The organism is Streptomyces sp. NPDC045956 (assembly GCF_056430705.1).
The window spans coordinates 62,842-79,742 of the sequence record NZ_JBWKKZ010000002.1 but is presented as its reverse complement, the minus strand read 5'-3'; the positions used below and the strand labels follow the sequence as shown (position 1 = coordinate 79,742).

At 74.4% G+C, this 16,901-nt stretch carries 11 protein-coding genes; 6 read left to right on the top strand and 5 right to left on the bottom strand.

Annotated features, from left to right (window positions below):
- Positions 1-87 precede the first annotated feature (87 nt).
- Positions 88-1,869 (top strand): ATP-binding SpoIIE family protein phosphatase, encoded by a 1,782-nt coding sequence (locus AC07FV_RS06120; protein WP_479084999.1) that lies wholly within the window; start codon positions 88-90, stop codon positions 1,867-1,869.
- Positions 1,870-1,903: 34 nt separating this feature from the next.
- Here the strand turns inward: AC07FV_RS06120 and AC07FV_RS06115 are convergent, their stop codons facing one another.
- Positions 1,904-3,793, bottom strand: a complete 1,890-nt coding sequence (locus tag AC07FV_RS06115; protein ID WP_479085764.1) for an ABC transporter ATP-binding protein — start codon at positions 3,791-3,793, stop codon at positions 1,904-1,906.
- A gap of 249 nt (positions 3,794-4,042) precedes the next feature.
- On the opposite strand from AC07FV_RS06115, the gene AC07FV_RS06110 reads away from it, so the two are divergent.
- The 4 genes from AC07FV_RS06110 (at position 4,043) to AC07FV_RS06095 (ending at position 9,579) form a co-directional block, all read left to right on the top strand.
- Complete coding sequence (locus tag AC07FV_RS06110; RefSeq protein WP_479085763.1) at positions 4,043-4,942, top strand: lysylphosphatidylglycerol synthase transmembrane domain-containing protein; 900 nt, start codon at positions 4,043-4,045, stop codon at positions 4,940-4,942.
- 235 nt (positions 4,943-5,177) lie between these two features.
- Positions 5,178-6,257, top strand: a complete 1,080-nt coding sequence (locus AC07FV_RS06105; protein WP_384699770.1) for a mechanosensitive ion channel family protein — start codon at positions 5,178-5,180, stop codon at positions 6,255-6,257.
- 142 nt (positions 6,258-6,399) lie between these two features.
- Positions 6,400-8,619, top strand: a complete 2,220-nt coding sequence (locus AC07FV_RS06100) for an NADP-dependent isocitrate dehydrogenase (RefSeq protein WP_479084998.1) — start codon at positions 6,400-6,402, stop codon at positions 8,617-8,619.
- 162 nt (positions 8,620-8,781) lie between these two features.
- Positions 8,782-9,579 carry an N-formylglutamate amidohydrolase gene (locus AC07FV_RS06095; protein WP_479084996.1) on the top strand — a complete coding sequence of 266 codons (798 nt, stop codon included), beginning with the start codon at positions 8,782-8,784 and terminating at the stop codon, positions 9,577-9,579.
- 30 nt (positions 9,580-9,609) lie between these two features.
- On the opposite strand, the gene AC07FV_RS06090 is transcribed toward AC07FV_RS06095, so the two are convergent.
- The 3 genes from AC07FV_RS06090 to AC07FV_RS06080 all read right to left on the bottom strand — a co-directional run bounded on the left by AC07FV_RS06090 (position 9,610) and on the right by AC07FV_RS06080 (position 12,208).
- Positions 9,610-10,131: a hypothetical protein gene (locus AC07FV_RS06090; protein ID WP_479084995.1), complete on the bottom strand. Its 522-nt coding sequence runs from the start codon at positions 10,129-10,131 to the stop codon at positions 9,610-9,612.
- Complete coding sequence (locus tag AC07FV_RS06085; protein ID WP_053140199.1) at positions 10,128-10,703, bottom strand: RNA polymerase sigma factor; 576 nt, start codon at positions 10,701-10,703, stop codon at positions 10,128-10,130. The genes AC07FV_RS06090 and AC07FV_RS06085 overlap by 4 nt, the downstream gene beginning before the upstream one ends.
- Positions 10,704-10,774: 71 nt before the next feature.
- Positions 10,775-12,208: a S8/S53 family peptidase gene (locus AC07FV_RS06080; RefSeq protein WP_479084993.1), complete on the bottom strand. Its 1,434-nt coding sequence runs from the start codon at positions 12,206-12,208 to the stop codon at positions 10,775-10,777.
- Between the two features lie 201 nt (positions 12,209-12,409).
- On the opposite strand from AC07FV_RS06080, the gene AC07FV_RS06075 reads away from it, so the two are divergent.
- Entirely contained in the window at positions 12,410-15,052 is a 2,643-nt protein-coding gene (locus AC07FV_RS06075; protein WP_479085761.1) for a CHAT domain-containing protein, read from the top strand.
- Positions 15,053-15,063: 11 nt separating this feature from the next.
- Here AC07FV_RS06075 and AC07FV_RS06070 read toward each other — a convergent pair whose 3' ends face one another.
- Positions 15,064-16,881 carry a LuxR family transcriptional regulator AbsR2 gene (locus AC07FV_RS06070; protein ID WP_479084991.1) on the bottom strand — a complete coding sequence of 606 codons (1,818 nt, stop codon included), beginning with the start codon at positions 16,879-16,881 and terminating at the stop codon, positions 15,064-15,066.
- Between the last annotated feature and the right edge of the window lie 20 nt (positions 16,882-16,901).

Sequence of the window (16,901 nt, the reverse complement as noted above, 5' to 3'; positions counted from 1 at the left end):
GCGGGCCCACCGGGCGGTCGCCGCCGTCGCCGGTCGTCCCCGAGCAGGGCAGAATCGGGGGGAGGAGGCCCTGGGAGGAGGCGACGCGTGCGGGAACGACCCTGGCTGCGCGGGGCCCGTCGGCCACCCGAGCCCCTCTACGGCCGCCGACGCGCGCTGAAGGCCGCGCTGCACCCGGTGACCGACGCGGTGCGCGCCCGGCGCCGGCTGGCCTGGCTGAACGAGGCCGGCATGCGCATCGGGACCACCCTGGACCTGCGCCGGACGGCCGAGGAACTGGCCGGCTTCACCGTGCCGGAACTGGCCGACGGCTGCGCGGTGGACCTGCTGGAGTCCGTGCTCCGGTTCCAGGACGTCGACCGCTTCGAGGGCTCGACCGGCACGCCCGAGCTGCGGGCCATGGCGGTCTCCGAGGTCCCGGGGCTGGATCTCGCGCCGGACCTGGTCGGTGAGCTGTCCGTGTACACCGCCGACCGGCTGGTGCGTACGTGCCTGACCACGCGCAAACCCGTCCTGGTCGCGCGCATGCGGCCGTCCGACTTCGACTCCGTGGCGCCCAACCGGAAGGCCGCCGACCTGATGCGCCGCGCCGGCGTGCACTCGTACCTGGCGGTGCCGCTGATCGCCCGGGGGGTGCTGCTGGGCCTGGCCGACTTCGTCCGGGCCGGGAGCCGGACACCGTTCACCCAGGCCGACGTGGCCCTGGTCACGGAGCTGGCGTCGCGGGCCGCCCTGTACATCGACAACGCCCGGCTCTACGGGCGCGAGCACGAGCACGTGGTCACGCTCCAGCGGGCCCTCCTCCCCCGGTCCAGCCCGAGCACACCCGGACTCGACGTGTCCTCGTGCTATGACCCGGCCGGTGATCCGGCCGCCGTGGGCGGCGACTGGTTCGACGTCGTCGCCCTGCCCAGCGGCCGGACCGCGCTGATGGTGGGCGACGTGATGGGCCGCGGCCTGGCCGCCGCCGCGACGATGGGCAGACTGCGGACGGTGGCCCGGACGCTGATGGCGCTCGACATCGCGCCCGAACGGCTGCTGGCCCGGCTGGACCTGGCCGCCCGCGACCTGGAGGAGGACCAGGTCGCCACCTGTCTGTGCGCGGTCTACGACCCGTACGGCAGCACGTTCCGCATCGCCAGCGCCGGTCACCCGCCGCCGCTGCTGACCGGGCCCGACGGCACCGCCTCGTTCCTGGACGTACCCGTCGGGGCGCCGCTGGGCGCGGGGGTGATCCCGTACGACCCGGTCGACTGCCCCGTGCCCGAGCGGGGCCGGCTGACGCTGTACACGGACGGTCTGATCAGGTCGCGCGCCGCCGATCTCGACACGCGGCTGGACCGGCTGCGCGAGGCGGTCGGGGGCGGGGCCCCGGGGGACGGCACGGCGGGCCGGTCGATCATCGAGCGGGTCGGCGGCGACCGGTCCGACGACGCGATCGTCCTGGTCGCCGGCGCCCGACCGCTCGGCCCCGAGGGCGCCGTGTACGTCCGGACGCTGCCGCCGGACGGCAAGGCCGCCGGGCAGGCCCGCACCGCGGTGCGGGAGCAGTTGGCGAAGTGGGGCCTGCACGACCTGGTCGACACGACGGAGCTGGTGGTCAGCGAACTGGTCGGCAACGCCCTGCGGTACGGGAACGCCCCCGGTGAGCTGCGGCTGCTGCGCGACGAGCGCCTCTCGGTGGAGGTCTCCGACTCCGGGCCGGACCTGCCGCAGATCCAGCACGCGGACGTGAGCGACGAGAGCGGGCGCGGCCTCCAGCTGATCAACATGCTGTGCCGGCGCTGGGGCTCCTGCCGCACGCCCGAGGGGAAGGTGGTCTGGGCCGAGCAGGACCTGCCGGTGCGGGCCGGGGCGACCGGCCCCTGACCGCCCCGGCCCGCATCCTCGCGCGTCCGGGCCCTCAGGCCGCCCGCTCCGCCTCGTCCTCGTCCGGCGTCCCCCGTCCGAACTGGGTGCGGTGCAGCTGGGCGTAGCGGCCGCCGGCGACGACGAGTTCGTCGTGGGTGCCGCGTTCCACGATGCGGCCCGCCTCGACCACCAGGATCTGGTCGGCCGCCCGGATCGTGGACAGCCGGTGGGCGATCACCACGGCGGTCCGGTCCGCGAGGGCTTCGGCCAGTGCCTCCTGGACGGCCGCCTCGGAGGTGTTGTCGAGGTGGGCGGTGGCCTCGTCGAGGATGACGACGCGCTGGCGGGCCAGGAGCAGCCGGGCGATCGTCATGCGCTGGCGCTCGCCTCCGGAGAGGCGGTAGCCGCGCTCGCCGACCACGGTGTCGAGGCCGTCGGGCAGGGACCGTACGAGATCGACCAGGCGGGCGCGGCCCAGCGCGTCCCACAGCTCGGTGTCGGTCGCCCCGGGCCGGGCCAGCAGCAGGTTGGCGCGGACCGTGTCGTGGAAGAGGTGGCCGTCCTGGGTGACCATGCCCACGGTGTCGCGCAGGGACCGGGCGCTCAGGTCGCGGACGTCGACGCCGCCGACGCGCACGGTGCCGCCGTCGGTGTCGTACAGGCGCGGCAGCAGCTGGGCGATGGTCGACTTGCCCGCGCCGGAGGAGCCGACGAGCGCGATGGTCCGGCCGGGCTCGGCGCGGAAGGAGAGGCCGTGCAGGACCTCGGCGCCGCCGCGGGTGTCCAGGGAGGCGACCTCTTCGAGCGAGGCCAGGGAGACCTTGTCGGCGGACGGGTAGCCGAAGCGGACGTCGTCGAACTCGACGGCGACCGGGCCCTCGGGGACCGGGCGGGCGTCGGGCTTCTCGTCGATGAGCGGGGTCAGGTCCAGCACCTCGAAGACCCGCTCGAAGCTGACGAGGGCGCTCATCACCTCGACGCGGGCGCCGGCGAGCGCGGTGAGCGGCGCGTACAGGCGGGTCAGGAGCAGCGCCAGCGCCACGACGGCGCCCGCGTCCAGGGTGCCGCGCAGGGCGAGGAAACCGCCGAGTCCGTAGACGAGGGCCAGGGCGAGCGCGGAGACCAGGGTGAGCGCGGTGATGAACGCCGCCTGGGCGGTGGCGGTGCGTACGCCGATGTCCGCGACGCGGCGGGCGCGTTCGGCGAACTCGGCCGACTCGTCCTCCGGACGGCCGAAGAGCTTGATCAGGGTGGCGCCGGGGGCGGAGAAGCGCTCGGTCATGCGGGTGCCCATGGCCGCGTTCAGGGTGGCGGCCTCGCGTTGCATGCGGGCCATGCGGCGGCCCATGTGCCGGGCGGGGAGCACGAACACCGGGAGCAGCACCAGCGCGAGCAGGGTGATCTGCCAGGACAGGGTGAGCATGACGGCCAGCGTGAGCAGCAGGGTGACGAGGTTGCTGACCACGCCGGAGAGGGTGTTGCTGAAGGCGCGCTGGGCGCCGATGACGTCGTTGTTGAGACGGGAGACCAGGGCGCCCGTACGAGTACGTGTGAAGAACGCGACGGGCATGCGCTGCACATGATCGAACACAGCCGTGCGCAGATCGAGGATGAGTCCCTCCCCGAGCACCGCCGACAGCCTGCGGGAGAGGATGCCGAGGGCCGCCTCCGCGACCGCGATGAGCGCGATCAGCAGGGCCAGGCGCACGACCGTGCCCTCGTCGTCGCCGGCCACGATCGCGTTGACCACCCGTCCGGCGAGGACGGGGGTGGCGACGGCCAGCAGCGCGGTGGCCACCCCGAGCAGGACGAACCGGGCGATGCGGCGGCGGTGCGGGCGGGCGAAGGCGATGATGCGGCGCAGCGTGGCGCGGGCGAGGGGCCGGCGTTCCTGCTCGGCGTTCATGACGCTGTACATCTGGGTCCAGGCTGTGGTCTCCATGCTCATAGGGGGGACCGTAGGACCTCAATCTTCCTTGAGGTCAAGGGCGCGGGGGCGAACGCGTCGCCCGCGGTCCGTAAGCCCTCGTCCGCGCGTCGGCCATCCGTAGTTGGCGCGGCTGGGGGAATGTCTCGTGGTGTGACAGCGGTACAGCTCCCCGAGAAGCCCGTCCCCGGCCTCCTCCCCGCCCCCGTCCCGGCCGCCGTGCGCCGGGAGGGCCGCATCCGCCTGGCCCGGCGGATCTTCTGTGTGCTCCCCCTGCTGCTGGTGGCCGTGGTCGCGGTGCGGCACCTGCCGGTTCTCTCCGAGGGCTTCGGCCATCTCACCACCGCCCGCTATCCCTGGCTGCTGGCCGCCGCCTGCGCGACCTGTCTGACCTGGGTCGCCGCGGCCTGCACCCGGCAGGGCGCCGTGGTGGAACGGCTGCCGCGCCGGCGCCTGGTCGCCACGCAGTTCGCCGCGGGCGCGGCGAACCACCTGCTGCCGACGGGACTGGGTGCGAGCGCGGTCAACCTGCGGTTCATGTCGGTGTGCGGGCTGTCGCTCGCCCGTTCCTCGGCGGCCCTCGCCCTGTACCTGCTGGCGGAGAGCGTCGGCCGGGTGGCCCTGCTGGGCGTCCTGCTGATCGCCTTCCCCGACGCGCTGCGGCTGGGCACCCTGCTGCCCGAGGGGGCCGTGCAACCGCTGCTGATCGTCGCCGGCGCCGTGCCGGCCGTGGCGGCGGGCGTACTGGTGCTGGTGCCCCGGGTGCGCGGGGCGGTGGAGTCCTTCCTGCGGACGGCGCTCGGCGAGGCGCGCTCGGTGCACGCCCGCCCGGCGCGGGCGCTGGCCCTGTGGGGCGGCGCGCTGGCCTTCCCGGCGCTCCAGGCGGCGGTGCTGGTCCTGGTGGGGCGGGCGCTGGCGCTGCCGGTGCCGGTCGCGCACATGGCGGTCGCCTATCTGGCGGCGACCGTCGCGGTCGCGCTGGTGCCGACGCCCGGCGGTATCGGTTCCGTCGAGGCGGCGCTGGTGGTGGCGCTGGTCGCGGCGGGCGGTCCGGCGGCGGTCGCCACGGCGGTGGTGCTCGCCTTCCGGCTCCTCACGGTCTGGCTTCCGCTGCTGCCGGGGGCCCTGACACTGGCCGCGCTGGTGCGGATGCGGGTGATCTAGGGCGGTGGCGCGGGAACGCAGTGGGCGGCGGACGGGGGGGTACGGTCGCCCGCTCCTCCGAGCGGTGCGGACCACCGCCTCGGATACGGCAGGATGAACGCTCGCGCCGGTCGAACTGTCTTGCGGACCGGTGTGATCGCACACCCCGGAATCGAGCAGGTGACGACGTGACGCAACTTCACATCCGGCTGTCGGCGGGGGCCTTCGCCCGCGCCGTATCCCCTGGAGGCGACCGGTGACGGACGACCTGACCGTGGACCACCTGGTGCCCGCCGCGATAGCGCTGGCCGCCGGCCTGGCGGGGGCGTTCCTGCTGCGCATGGCGCTGCGCTGGCTGGCCGGTCACGCCGACCGCACGCGGTGGGGCGGGGACGACGTCATCGTGGCCGCCCTGCGGACGGTGGTGCCGTGGGCGGCCGTCTCGGCCGGCGTGGCGGGTGCGGCGGCGGCGCTGCCGCTGAAGCGCGCGGTGCAGCACGGCACCAACCAGGTCCTGACGGTCCTGTTGATCTTCGTGGCGACGGTGACGGCCGCCCGGGTGATCGCCGGCCTGGTGCGGACGGTGACCTCGTCCCGCTCCGGGGTCGCCGGCTCGGCCACGATCTTCGTGAACATCACCCGCATCCTGGTGCTCGCCATCGGCTTCCTGGTGATGCTGCAGACCCTGGGCATCTCCATAGCGCCGCTGCTCACCGCCCTGGGCGTGGGCGGTCTGGCGGTCGCGCTGGCCCTTCAGGACACCCTGGCCAACCTCTTCGCCGGCATCCACATCCTGGCCTCGAAGACCGTGCAGCCGGGTGACTACATCCAGCTCAGCAGCGGGGAGGACGGCTACGTCGAGGACATCAACTGGCGACAGACCACGGTCCGCGACCTGTCCAACAACCTGGTCGTGATCCCGAACGGCAAGCTCGCCCAGTCGAACATGACCAACTTCATGCGGCCCGAACAGCAGCTGACCATCATGGTCCAGGCCGGCGTCTCCTACGACAGTGACCTGGAGCACGTGGAGCGGGTGACGACCGAGGTGGTCTCCGAGGTGATGACCGAGATCGCCGGAGCCGTGCCGGAGCACGAGCCGGCGGTGCGGTTCCACACCTTCGGCGACTCGCGGATCGGGTTCACCGTGATCCTGGGCGTCGGCGAGTTCAGCGACCAGTACCGGATCAAGCACGAGTTCATCAAGCGCCTGCACCGGCGCTACCGCGAGGAGGGCATCCGTATTCCGGCGCCCGCCCGGACGGTGGCGCTCCAGCAGGGCACGGTGGTCTTCCCGCAGCAACGGACGGGCGGGGACGCCGTTCCTTTCGCCTGATCCCGTACCCTTTCGTCCCCTTGTCCGACAGGGGTCCGCGCGGCCGGTTGTCCGGAATCACCGTGCGACCCCTGTCGAGCCGAGGTCGGTCACGAGATATCTTGATGTCGAGCAATGTTGCAGACGTGGAGCGGAGCACCCGGTGACTGACTCGACCATCATCTATACGCACACTGACGAGGCCCCGGCCCTGGCGACGTATTCGTTCCTGCCGGTGATCCGGGCGTACGCCTCGCAGGCGGGTGTCCCCGTCGAGACCCGCGACATCTCGCTGGCCGGCCGGATCATCGCCCTGTTCCCGGAGTACCTGACCGAGGACCAGCGCATCCCGGACGCCCTCGCGGAGCTCGGCGAACTGGCCAAGACCCCCGCGGCCAACATCATCAAGCTGCCGAACATCTCGGCGTCCATCCCGCAGCTCAAGGCCGCGATCGCCGAGCTGCAGGACCAGGGCTACGCGCTGCCGGCCTACCCGGACGACCCGAAGACCGACGAGGAGCGCGACATCCGCGCCCGCTACGACAAGGTCAAGGGCTCCGCGGTCAACCCGGTCCTGCGCGAGGGCAACTCCGACCGCCGCGCCCCGGCCTCGGTGAAGAACTACGCCAAGAACCACCCGCACCGCATGGGCGCCTGGACCGGCGAGTCGAAGACGAACGTCGCGACCATGGGCGAGAACGACTTCCGCTCCACCGAGAAGTCCGTGGTGATCGCCGAGGACGGCGCGCTGCGGATCGAGCTGGTCGGCGACGACGGCACCACCACGGTGCTGCGCGAGTCGGTACCGGTGAAGAAGGACGAGGTCGTGGACGCCTCCGTGCTGCGCGTCGCCGCGCTGCGCGAGTTCCTCACGGCGCAGGTCGCCCGCGCCAAGGCCGAGGGCATCCTGTACTCGGTGCACCTGAAGGCCACCATGATGAAGGTCTCCGACCCGATCATCTTCGGCCACGTGGTCCGCGCCTTCTTCCCGAAGACCTTCGCGCAGTACGGCGAGGCGCTCGCCAAGGCCGGCCTCACCCCGAACGACGGTCTGGGCGGCATCTACAAGGGCCTGGAGTCCCTGCCCGAGGGCGCCGAGATCAAGGCCTCCTTCGACGCCGAGCTGGCCGAGGGCCCGGAGCTGGCCATGGTCGACTCCGACAAGGGCATCACCAACCTGCACGTGCCCTCGGACGTCATCATCGACGCCTCCATGCCGGCCATGATCCGCACCTCCGGCCACATGTGGGGCGCGGACGGCCAGGAGCACGACGCGCTCGCCGTCATCCCGGACTCCTCCTACGCCGGTGTCTACCAGGCCGTCATCGAGGACTGCCGCGCCAACGGCGCCTACGACCCCTCCACCATGGGCTCGGTGCCGAACGTCGGCCTCATGGCGCAGAAGGCCGAGGAGTACGGCAGCCACGACAAGACCTTCGAGATCCCGACCACCGGCACAGTCCGCCTGGTCGACGCCGACGGCAACGCCGTCCTGGAGCAGACGGTCTCCGCCGGCGACATCTTCCGCGCCTGCCAGACCAAGGACGCGCCGATCCGCGACTGGGTGAAGCTGGCCGTCACCCGCGCCCGCGCCACCGGCGACCCGGCCGTCTTCTGGCTGGACGAGGGCCGCGCCCACGACGCCAACCTGATCGCCAAGGTGAAGGCGTACCTGCCGGAGCACGACACCGAGGGCCTGGACATCAAGATCCTGTCCCCGGTGGAGGCGACCAAGCTGTCGGTGGAGCGCATCCGCCGCGGTGAGAACACCATCTCCGTCACCGGCAACGTGCTGCGCGACTACCTGACCGACCTCTTCCCCATCCTGGAGCTGGGCACCAGCGCCAAGATGCTGTCGGTCGTCCCGCTGATGGCGGGCGGCGGCCTCTTCGAGACCGGCGCCGGCGGCTCCGCGCCCAAGCACGTGCAGCAGCTCGTGAAGGAGAACTACCTGCGCTGGGACTCCCTCGGCGAGTTCTTCGCCCTGGTGCCGTCCCTGGAGCAGTACGCCGAGGTCACCGGCAACACCCGCGCCAAGGTCCTCGCCGACGCCCTCGACCGCGCCACGGCGACCTTCCTCAACGAGGACAAGTCCCCGACCCGGCGCGTCGGCGGCATCGACAACCGCGGCAGCCACTTCTTCCTGTCCCTGTACTGGGCGCAGGAGCTGGCCGCGCAGAGCGACGACGCGGACCTGGCCAAGGCCTTCGCCCCGTTCGCCGAGACGCTCGCCGCCGACGAGCAGAAGATCGTCGAGGAGCTGAACGCCGTCCAGGGCGAGCCGGCCGAGATCGGCGGCTACTACCAGCCCGACCCGGCGAAGGCCGCCGAGGTCATGCGCCCGTCGGCCACCTGGAACGAGGCGCTGGCGTCCCTCGCCTGATCCTCGCGGCCGGACGCACGTCCCGGCGGGCACCCCGTCTCCGCGCGGCGGAGACGGGGTGCCCGTCTGTGTCCACCCCGCCCTGCCCACACCGCCGGGTCGGCCCCGCTGTGTCCACCCCGCCGGGTCGACCGGCGCCCCACGACCTCACGGAGCGGCCCCATGACCGACGCCCCGCCCGCCTTCGCGCTGCTGCCCGGCGCCGCGGCGTCCCCCGTGATCCTCCACGTGCCGCACTCCGCGCGGGAGATCCCGGCCGACGTCCGCCCCGGCATCGTCCTGGACGACCCGGCGCTGGAACGGGAGCTGGACCACATCACCGACGCGCACACCGCGCGGATCGCCGAGGCGGCGGCCGCGCTGGCCGGGGTCACGCCCTGGCGGTTCGTGAACCTGGCGTCGCGACTGGTCGTCGATCCGGAGCGGTTCCCGGACGAGCGGGAGGAGATGACGGCCGTCGGGATGGGCGCCGTGTACACCCGGACCACGCACCGCGAGGTCCTGCGGGCCGCGGACACCGACCCGGCGCCGCTGATCGAGCGGTTCTTCCGCCCCTACGCACGCGCGATGACCGACGCGGTCGCCCAGCGGCTCGCCGCCACCGGACGGGCCGTCATCGTCGACGTGCACTCCTACCCCACCGCGCCCCTCCCCTACGAGTTGCACGGTCGCGGCCCGCGCCCGCCGGTCTGCCTGGGCACCGACCGTTTCCACACCTCGCCCGAGCTGCTCGCCGCGGCCCGTGAGGCGTTCGCCCCGTGCGGGGAGACCGGCCTGGACAGCCCGTTCAGCGGGACGTACGTGCCGCTGGAGTTCCACGGGAAGCGGCGCGAGGTCGGCGCGCTGATGGTGGAGATCCGCCGGGACACCTACATGAGCGAACCGGGTGGCCCGGCCGGGCCCGGACTGTCCCGCCTCGCCGCGTCGCTGGCGGCGCTCGTCGACGCGGTGTCTGACTGACCCGGTCCGGTCACCCGCCCGGCCGGTGGGTCAGGCGCGCAGCCACTGCGTCACGACCACCTCGCGACCGGTGGCCAGCCGCAGCGCGAACGGGCCGCTGGGCGGGGCCTCGCCGGTGAAGCGGCCCATGGCGTCGGCGGTCAGTCGCGCGTGGGACCGGGGACCGCTGAGCACCTCGATCCGGGCCGGGCCCGGCGGCAGCACCTGTCCGATCAGCCCCTCCGCCGTCACCTCGACGTCGACGGTCACCTCGTCCACGCTGAAGGTCAGCATGCGGGGCGGGTCGCTCGCCCCCCTGACCGGGATGGCGTCGACCAGCGAGTCGAAGGTCAGCTCGGCCACGCGGGCGTCCAGGTCGTGCAGGGCGAAGGCGTCGACGGCGATCCGCCGCAGCTCCGTCGGGACCGGGTCGAGGATCGCGGCCGCCTGCCGCAGTTCCTCCTCCAGCAGGCCGGCGTCCCACTCGCCGTCCGGGAAGGCGCCGTCGCCGGACCCCCCACCGAGCCCTTCGAGGGGCCCGTCGCCGAAACCGTCGTCGTGCATGTCGCTCATGATGTCCCCCGTGCCTCGAGTCGGGCCCGCAGCCTGCGCAGACAGCGCTGGCGCATCGGCCCGATGCTGCCCACCGCGATCCCCAGCGCGGCGGACACCTCCTGATAACTGGGTGGTGGCGAGGAGATCAGCACCCGGAGCAACTGGCGGCACCGCTCGCCCAGTTCCTCGAACTCCTGCCACAGTCGCCGCACGCGCTCGGTCTGCGCGGCGGCCTCCTCGGAGTCGAGCACCGACTCCTCCGGCGTGCGTTCCTCGCTGGGCCGGTCCAGCAGCTGCGGATCGTCGGTCGGTGTCCACCGCTTCGACGCCCTGATCAGCTTCAGGCACTCGTGCCGTGCCGTGCTCGCCAGCCAGGAACCCGTCTTCTCCGGTTCGCGGATGCGCCCCAGGTGCTGGGCGAAGCGGAACCAGGCGGTCTGGTACACCTCGTGCGCGTCGGCGTCGGACAGCCCGTGGGCCCGCACGACGGACCACACCAGCGGGCCCAGCCCGTCCACCAGCGACTTCCATGCCGCCGCGTCCCCGTCGGCGGCCAACTGGACGAGCACCCCGACATCTGCACGGTCCACGGTCCCACCCCTCGTGTACGACACGTCATCGTACGCCGCGGAGCAGGTGGTTCCGCCCGGCACGGGGCCGCTCACACCCCGCCGGCCGGTGCCTCGACGGTGACCGGGTGCCAGGTGGGCGGCAGCAGCGCCGGCACGTGCGCCCCGCGCACCTCCGCGTACTCGGAGTTGGCCGCGAGCAGTTGCCCCCGGGCCGCCCGCGGGTCCCGCTCCTTGTGCGCCGTCATGTGGGAGGCGATCAGGCCCGCGACCACGGGGGTGGCGAAGGAGGTGCCGCTCCACTGGGCGTGCCCCTCGAACATCACCTGGTCCGGTTTGACGGGGGCCTCGCCGGGCTCGCTCAGCACGCCGTTGTGCTTGGGGTACTGGCAGGTGCAGGCGTAGGCGAAGCCGTACCGGCAGGCGTCGTAGGTGGAGTGCTGGTAGACGTACGGCACGGGCGTGCCGAAGCCGGTGAGGGCGCTGGTGAGCCGCTCGCCGGGGGCGTAGACCTTCACCCAGCCGCCGTGGTTGCTGAAGCAGGCGCCGAACTCGCCGTCGGCGCGCAGCGCGCCGACCGACAGCACGGACGACTCCCAGCCCGGCAGGTCGGCGTAGGCCGCGGGCCAGAACGGGGTGGCGCTGGCGTTGTTGCCGGCGGCGGCGACCAGCAGGGTGCGCTGCTCGCGCAGTTCCTCCATGAAGGCGTGCACGCCGAGCAGCCCGTCGGTGCGGCCGTTGGAGGTGCCGGCGGAGAGGCTGAGGATCTCGGGCCAGCCGCCGTGGTCGACGGCCTCGAAGAGCTTCTCGCCCAGGTCGGACTCCAGGATGGCGCCGGCGTCGTTGAGCGTGTTGCTGACGGTCACGTCGGTGTTGGGCGCGACGGCCGCGACGAGCCCGGCGATGAAGGTGCCGTGACCGACGTACTGCTGGAGGACGCCGTCGTCGTCGCACTCCCTGAGCTGGGCGTCGCCGTCGGTGTGCGCGAGCAGCGGGTAGGACCGGTAGTCGCCCATGAGGCCCGTGTCGATGACGAGGACGCCGACGGCGGTCCCCTCGTCGTAGGGGGTCTCGGCGGCGGCCGGGTTGGGCGGCTCGCTGATCGGGACGGGGATGGGCTCGTCCCCGGGGCAGGCGTTGACCGCGATGGAGACGACGTGGTTGCGGCTGATCAGCCGGCGGCCGGCCCGCCCCTCCACCGTCCGCAGGGAGCGCAGGGCGTTGGCCACGGCGACGTCGCCGCTCCGGTCGCCCTCGCCCGGGTCGGCGACCCGGATGCGGGTGATGCCGGTGCGGTTGGTCTCGGGGCTCGTCCGGCGCACCTGGTCCGGGGTGAGACCGGCGAAGGTGGTGAAGTGGTCGCGCACGGTGTCCTCGACGAGGCGTGCCTCCTCGCCGTCGCGGGCGAGGACGACGCCCTTCTCGTAGAAGAACTCGGCGGAGTCGTCCGGCCCCATCACCAGCGGGACGTCCGGCATCGAGCGCTGGATCTGGTCGAACTGCTCGCGGAATCGCTGTGGTGCCATGGCATGTCCTCCACGTAGGCGGCGGTGGTGACGGTCGGGGCCGCGACCGTGGCTGCGGTCGTCGCTGGGTCGTCGCCGGGTCGTCAATCAGAGTCGCGGGGCGGCTGATTGATACAGACACCCACCTGTGGGGCGTGGTTCCGGAGCACTACCATCCGTGGAGTGACAGCGGGAAACGAGTCGGTTCTCCAACTGCTGCCGATGGTGTTCGCCGCCCCCAACGAAGCGCTGACGCGGGCGGAGGAACTGCTCGGGGGCGATCCCGCGCCGCTGCACGCCTCGGTCGCCCATCAGGTGATCGGCATCTGGCAGCGCGACTTCGGGGACACCCGGCAGGCCCTGGCCCATCTGCGGCGCGCCCGCGACCTGGCGGCCCGGGCGGACTCGGCCGAGCGGGAGGCGGACGTGCTGGCCACGCTCGGGGTGGCGCTGGTCCACTCCGGCCGCACCCGCGAGGGCCTGGCGGCGTTCGAGCGGGGCGTGGCACGCGGCAGCGGGCACACCCGGGCACGGGTGCTGTACCGGCGGGCGTACGTGTGGTGGGTGCTGGGACGGCACCGGGAGGCGCTGGAGGACGTACGGCGGGCGATCCCGGTGCTGCGGCAGGCGGACGACGTGATCTGGACGGCGCGGGCCCTCACGCTGCGGGCCACGGTGCACCTGGCGCTCGGCGCGGTGGAGCGGGCGGACGCCGACTTCACCGAGGCGGAGGCGCTGTGGGACACCACCGGCCAGGAGCACGACAAGGCCGACGCGGTGGAGAGCCGCGGTCTCGCGGCGTTCCGCTCGGGTGACGTGCCGACGGCGCTGCGGCTGCTCGACGAGGCCGAGGAGCGGTACGCCAAGCTGGGCACGCCGACGTTCATGCTCACCATCCGGCGCTGCGAGGTCCTCATGGCGGCGGGGCTGGCCACGGAGGCGCTGGCCGAGGCGGACGGGGCGATCGCGGCGCTGGACGGTATCGGCGGGCAGTCCACCCGCAAGGCGGAGCTGCTGCTGGTCGCCGCCCGGGCGGCCCGGCTGGCGGGTGAGGCGCAGACCGCGCTGGCGCGCGCGGCCGTCGCGGTGCGGCTCTTCGCCGGGCAGCGGCGCACCTGGTACGAGACGCACGCCCGGCTGGTGCTGATCGAGGCCCGGGTCGCCACGGGGCAGGGGTCGGGCCGGCTGGTCGCGGACGCGGCGGCGGTGGCGGAGCGGCTGGCCGCCTTCGGTGCGCCGGCCGCCCCGGAGGCGTCCCTGCTCGCGGGCCGGATCGCGCTGGACCTGGGCTGGACGGCGGACGCGGAGCGGCATCTGACGGTCGCCGCGCGCAGCCGGCACGGCGGGCCGCCGCTCGCGCGGATGACGGGGTGGGCGGCGCAGGCGCTGCGGGCGCGCGCGGCGGGTTCGGCGCGGGGGGTGCTCGAAGCGTGCCGTCGCGGCCTCGACGTCCTCGACGACCACCGCATGACACTGGGCGCCTCGGAGCTGCGGGCCCGGGCCACCGCGCAGGGCGCGGAGCTGGCCGCACTGGCGCAGCGGGCGAGTCTGGTCTCGGGCGGGCCGCGGCGGCTGCTGGTGTGGAGCGAACGCTGGCGGGCGACGGTGCTGACGGCGCCGCCCACCCGGCCGCCGGCCGATCCGGTGCTGCTGAGCACGATGACGGCCTTCCGGGAGCTGGCCGCCCGCGCGGACGACGCCCGCACGGGCGGCGGCCGGCCCGTCCCCGCCCTGGAGCGCGAACAGCGCCGCCTGGAGCGGGAGATCCGCTCCCGCACCCTGCACATGCGGGGCGAGGCCCCGGGCGACGGTGACCGCTTCGACGTCGGGCGGCTGCTGGACCGGCTCGGTGACGACGTACGCCTGGTCGAGCTGGCCGTGCTCGACGGGCGGGTGCACGTGCTGCTGTGCGGGCAGGGGCGGGTGCGGCGGTTCGAGGCCGGGCTGCTGGCGGAGGCGGAGGCGGAGGCCGAGCACGTACAGGCAGGTCTGCGGAGGCTCGCCCACCCCGGGGCGGAGGCCCGGCTGCCGCTGGTGGAGGCGGCGGGCGCGCGCCTCCAGGAGCTGCTGCTCGGCCCCGCCGCGGCGCATCTCGGCTCCGGTCCGGTCGTGGTGGTGCCGCCGGGCCGCCTGCACCGCGTGCCGTGGGCCCTGCTGCCCGTGCTGCGCGAACGGGTCCTGAGCGTCTCCCCGTCGGCGAGCAGCTGGCTGCGCGCCCGGGAGACGGCGCCCCCGCCCGGGGGCCGTCAGGTCCTGGTGCGCGGGCCGGGACTGGCGAGCGACGGTGCCGAGGTCCCGGAACTGGCCGACCGCTACGGCGCGCGGGACGCCGGCGCGGGTGACGGCCGGGGCGCCGGGGGCGGTGTGCCGCGGGAGCCGGTGCGGGTGGGCCGGCCGACCGTGCTGGAGGGCGACGAGGCGCGGGTGCCGCGGGTGCTGCGGGAGCTGGACGGGGCGGCGTCGGCGCACATCGCCGCGCACGGCACCTTCCGTGCGGACAGCCCCCTGTTCTCGTCGCTGCGGATGGCGGACGGTCCGCTCATCGTGCACGACTTCGAGCGGCTGGACCGCAGCCCGTACCGGATCATCCTGTCCTGTTGCGACACCGCCCGGTTCGCCTCGGTCGGCGCGGACGAGCTGCTCGGCCTGGTCACCGCGCTGCTGCCGCTGGGCACCGCCGGGGTGGTGGCGTGCTGCGCGCCGGTCAACGACGCCGCGGTGGTGCCGCTGATGCTCGCGCTGCACAAGGGCCTGGACGCCGGGCTGTCCCTGGCCGAGGCGCTGCGCGACGCGCGGGCCGCGCTGCCGGACGACGCGGTGCACCAGGCGACGGGGTGGGCGTTCTCCGCGTTCGGCGCCGCCTGACGCCGGGCGGCTCACGCGGGCTGGGGTTCGGGCAGCTCCATCAGCCACGGCAGCGCGCCGCGGTCGCCGGCGCCCAGGCGGGTGTAGGCGCCGTAGAGGTGGTTGCCGACGGTGCGGACGGAGAGGGTGAGGCGCTCCGCGATCTGCCGGTTGCTCAGTCCGGCGGCGGCGAGCGTCACGATCTGCCGCTGCCGGGCGGTGAGTTCGCCGAGGGCCAGGCCGGAGAGGGCCGGGGTGCGGGCGCCCTCGCAGCGCCGGGCGAGGGCGACGGCACGGGTACGGGCGGTGCGGGCGGCGCCGGGGTCGCGGTGGGCGCCCGCCGCCTGGGCGCGGGCCTCGGCGGCGAAGAGCAGGAAGCCCCGCCGCTCCAGCTCTCCGGCCACCTCGTCCAGTGCCGGCCCGTCGCCCCGCGCGAGCGCGTCGGCGTGCGCGGCGAAGACGCCGGTCAGACGGCCGGCCGCCCGCTCGGGGGCACCGAGCCGGACGGCGTCGTACGGATCGCCGGCGGTCGCCAGCCGGACCGCCGCGTCCAGGTCACCGCGCGCCGCGGCGGCCCAGGCGGCGGCCGCGCCCCCGTCCTCCGCCGTCGTGTCGCCCGACTGGGCCGTCGCCAGGGCGAGTTCGTCGCGGCAGGACGCGTCGGCGGGGCTGGTCCGCAGCCCCTCGCGGGCCCAGGCCGCGGCCTCGCGGAGCAGACCGCCGAGGCGCGCGAGACGGGCCCGCGTCGCCGCGTACCGCGCCGGTACGGGCAGGCCCTCGGCCGCCAGCCACTCCCCCACGGGTGCCTCCGGCGCCCGTACGTCCCCCCGCTCGACGCGCTGCGCCAGCAGGGCCTCCTCCGCCGCCAGGGCGGGGCCGCACCGGTCCGGGGTGCGGGACAGGCGCCGGGCCCGCAGACGGCCCGCGGCGGCGCGCAGCACCGGGCCGTGCAGGGGGTGGGCGAGCCGGGTGGCACCGTGGTCGTCGACGGCGACCAGGCCCTCGGCCTCCAGGCGTTCCAGGACGGCCGTGTCGAGGTCGTCCGCGTCGAGGGGCAGCGGCTCGGCGAAGGCGAGGCGTTCGAGCGTCTCCCGCTCCGCCGGGAGGGCGCGGTCGAGCAGGTGGGCGGTGCGCTCCCGTACGGCCGCCGTGACCGGCACCGGGCCGCGCCACATCCGCCGGTCCGTGTCCGGGACCGGTTCGAGCAGGCCGCGCTCGCGCACCGCGGTCAGCAGTTCGCGCAGCAGCCTCAGGTCCCCCCGGCACAGGCGGTGCAGCCGGTCGGTGGTGAGGGGCTCCAGGGCGCCGCCCGCGCCGGCCGTGAGCAGTTCGGCGCTCTCCTGGCGGGGCAGCGGTTCCAGGGCGAGCCGCGGCAGCAACTCGCCGGACCACAGCCGGGACACCGCCCCCGGTACGGGCACCCCCTCCGCGGCGACGACCAGCAGCCGGGTGCGGCCGTGCACGGCCAGCTGGTGCACGAGGGCGGCGGAGGCGTCGTCGAGCAGGTGCGCGTCGTCGACCACCAGGAGCCGCACCCCGGACAGGGCGCGCACCGCGTCGTGCAGGGTGACGGTGCCGGGCAGCAGGTGGGCGAAGGCGGCGAAGGGGATGCCCCGGGTCTCGGGCGTCCCGGCCGCGACGGCCCGGTCGGTGCCGCGGACGGCCTCGGTCACGAGCCGGGACTTGCCGCACCCCGCCGGGCCCGTGACCACGATGCCGTTGCGTCCGGCGGTCAGGGACCGGCGCACCCGTTCCAGCTCGTCCGAGCGTCCGGTGAACGGCCAGGCGGTCTCCAGCGTCTTCGCGTCCCGCGGTGAAATCGTCACGGGAACATGAGTCGGCTTACTCATCCCTGATACAGGGTGACTTG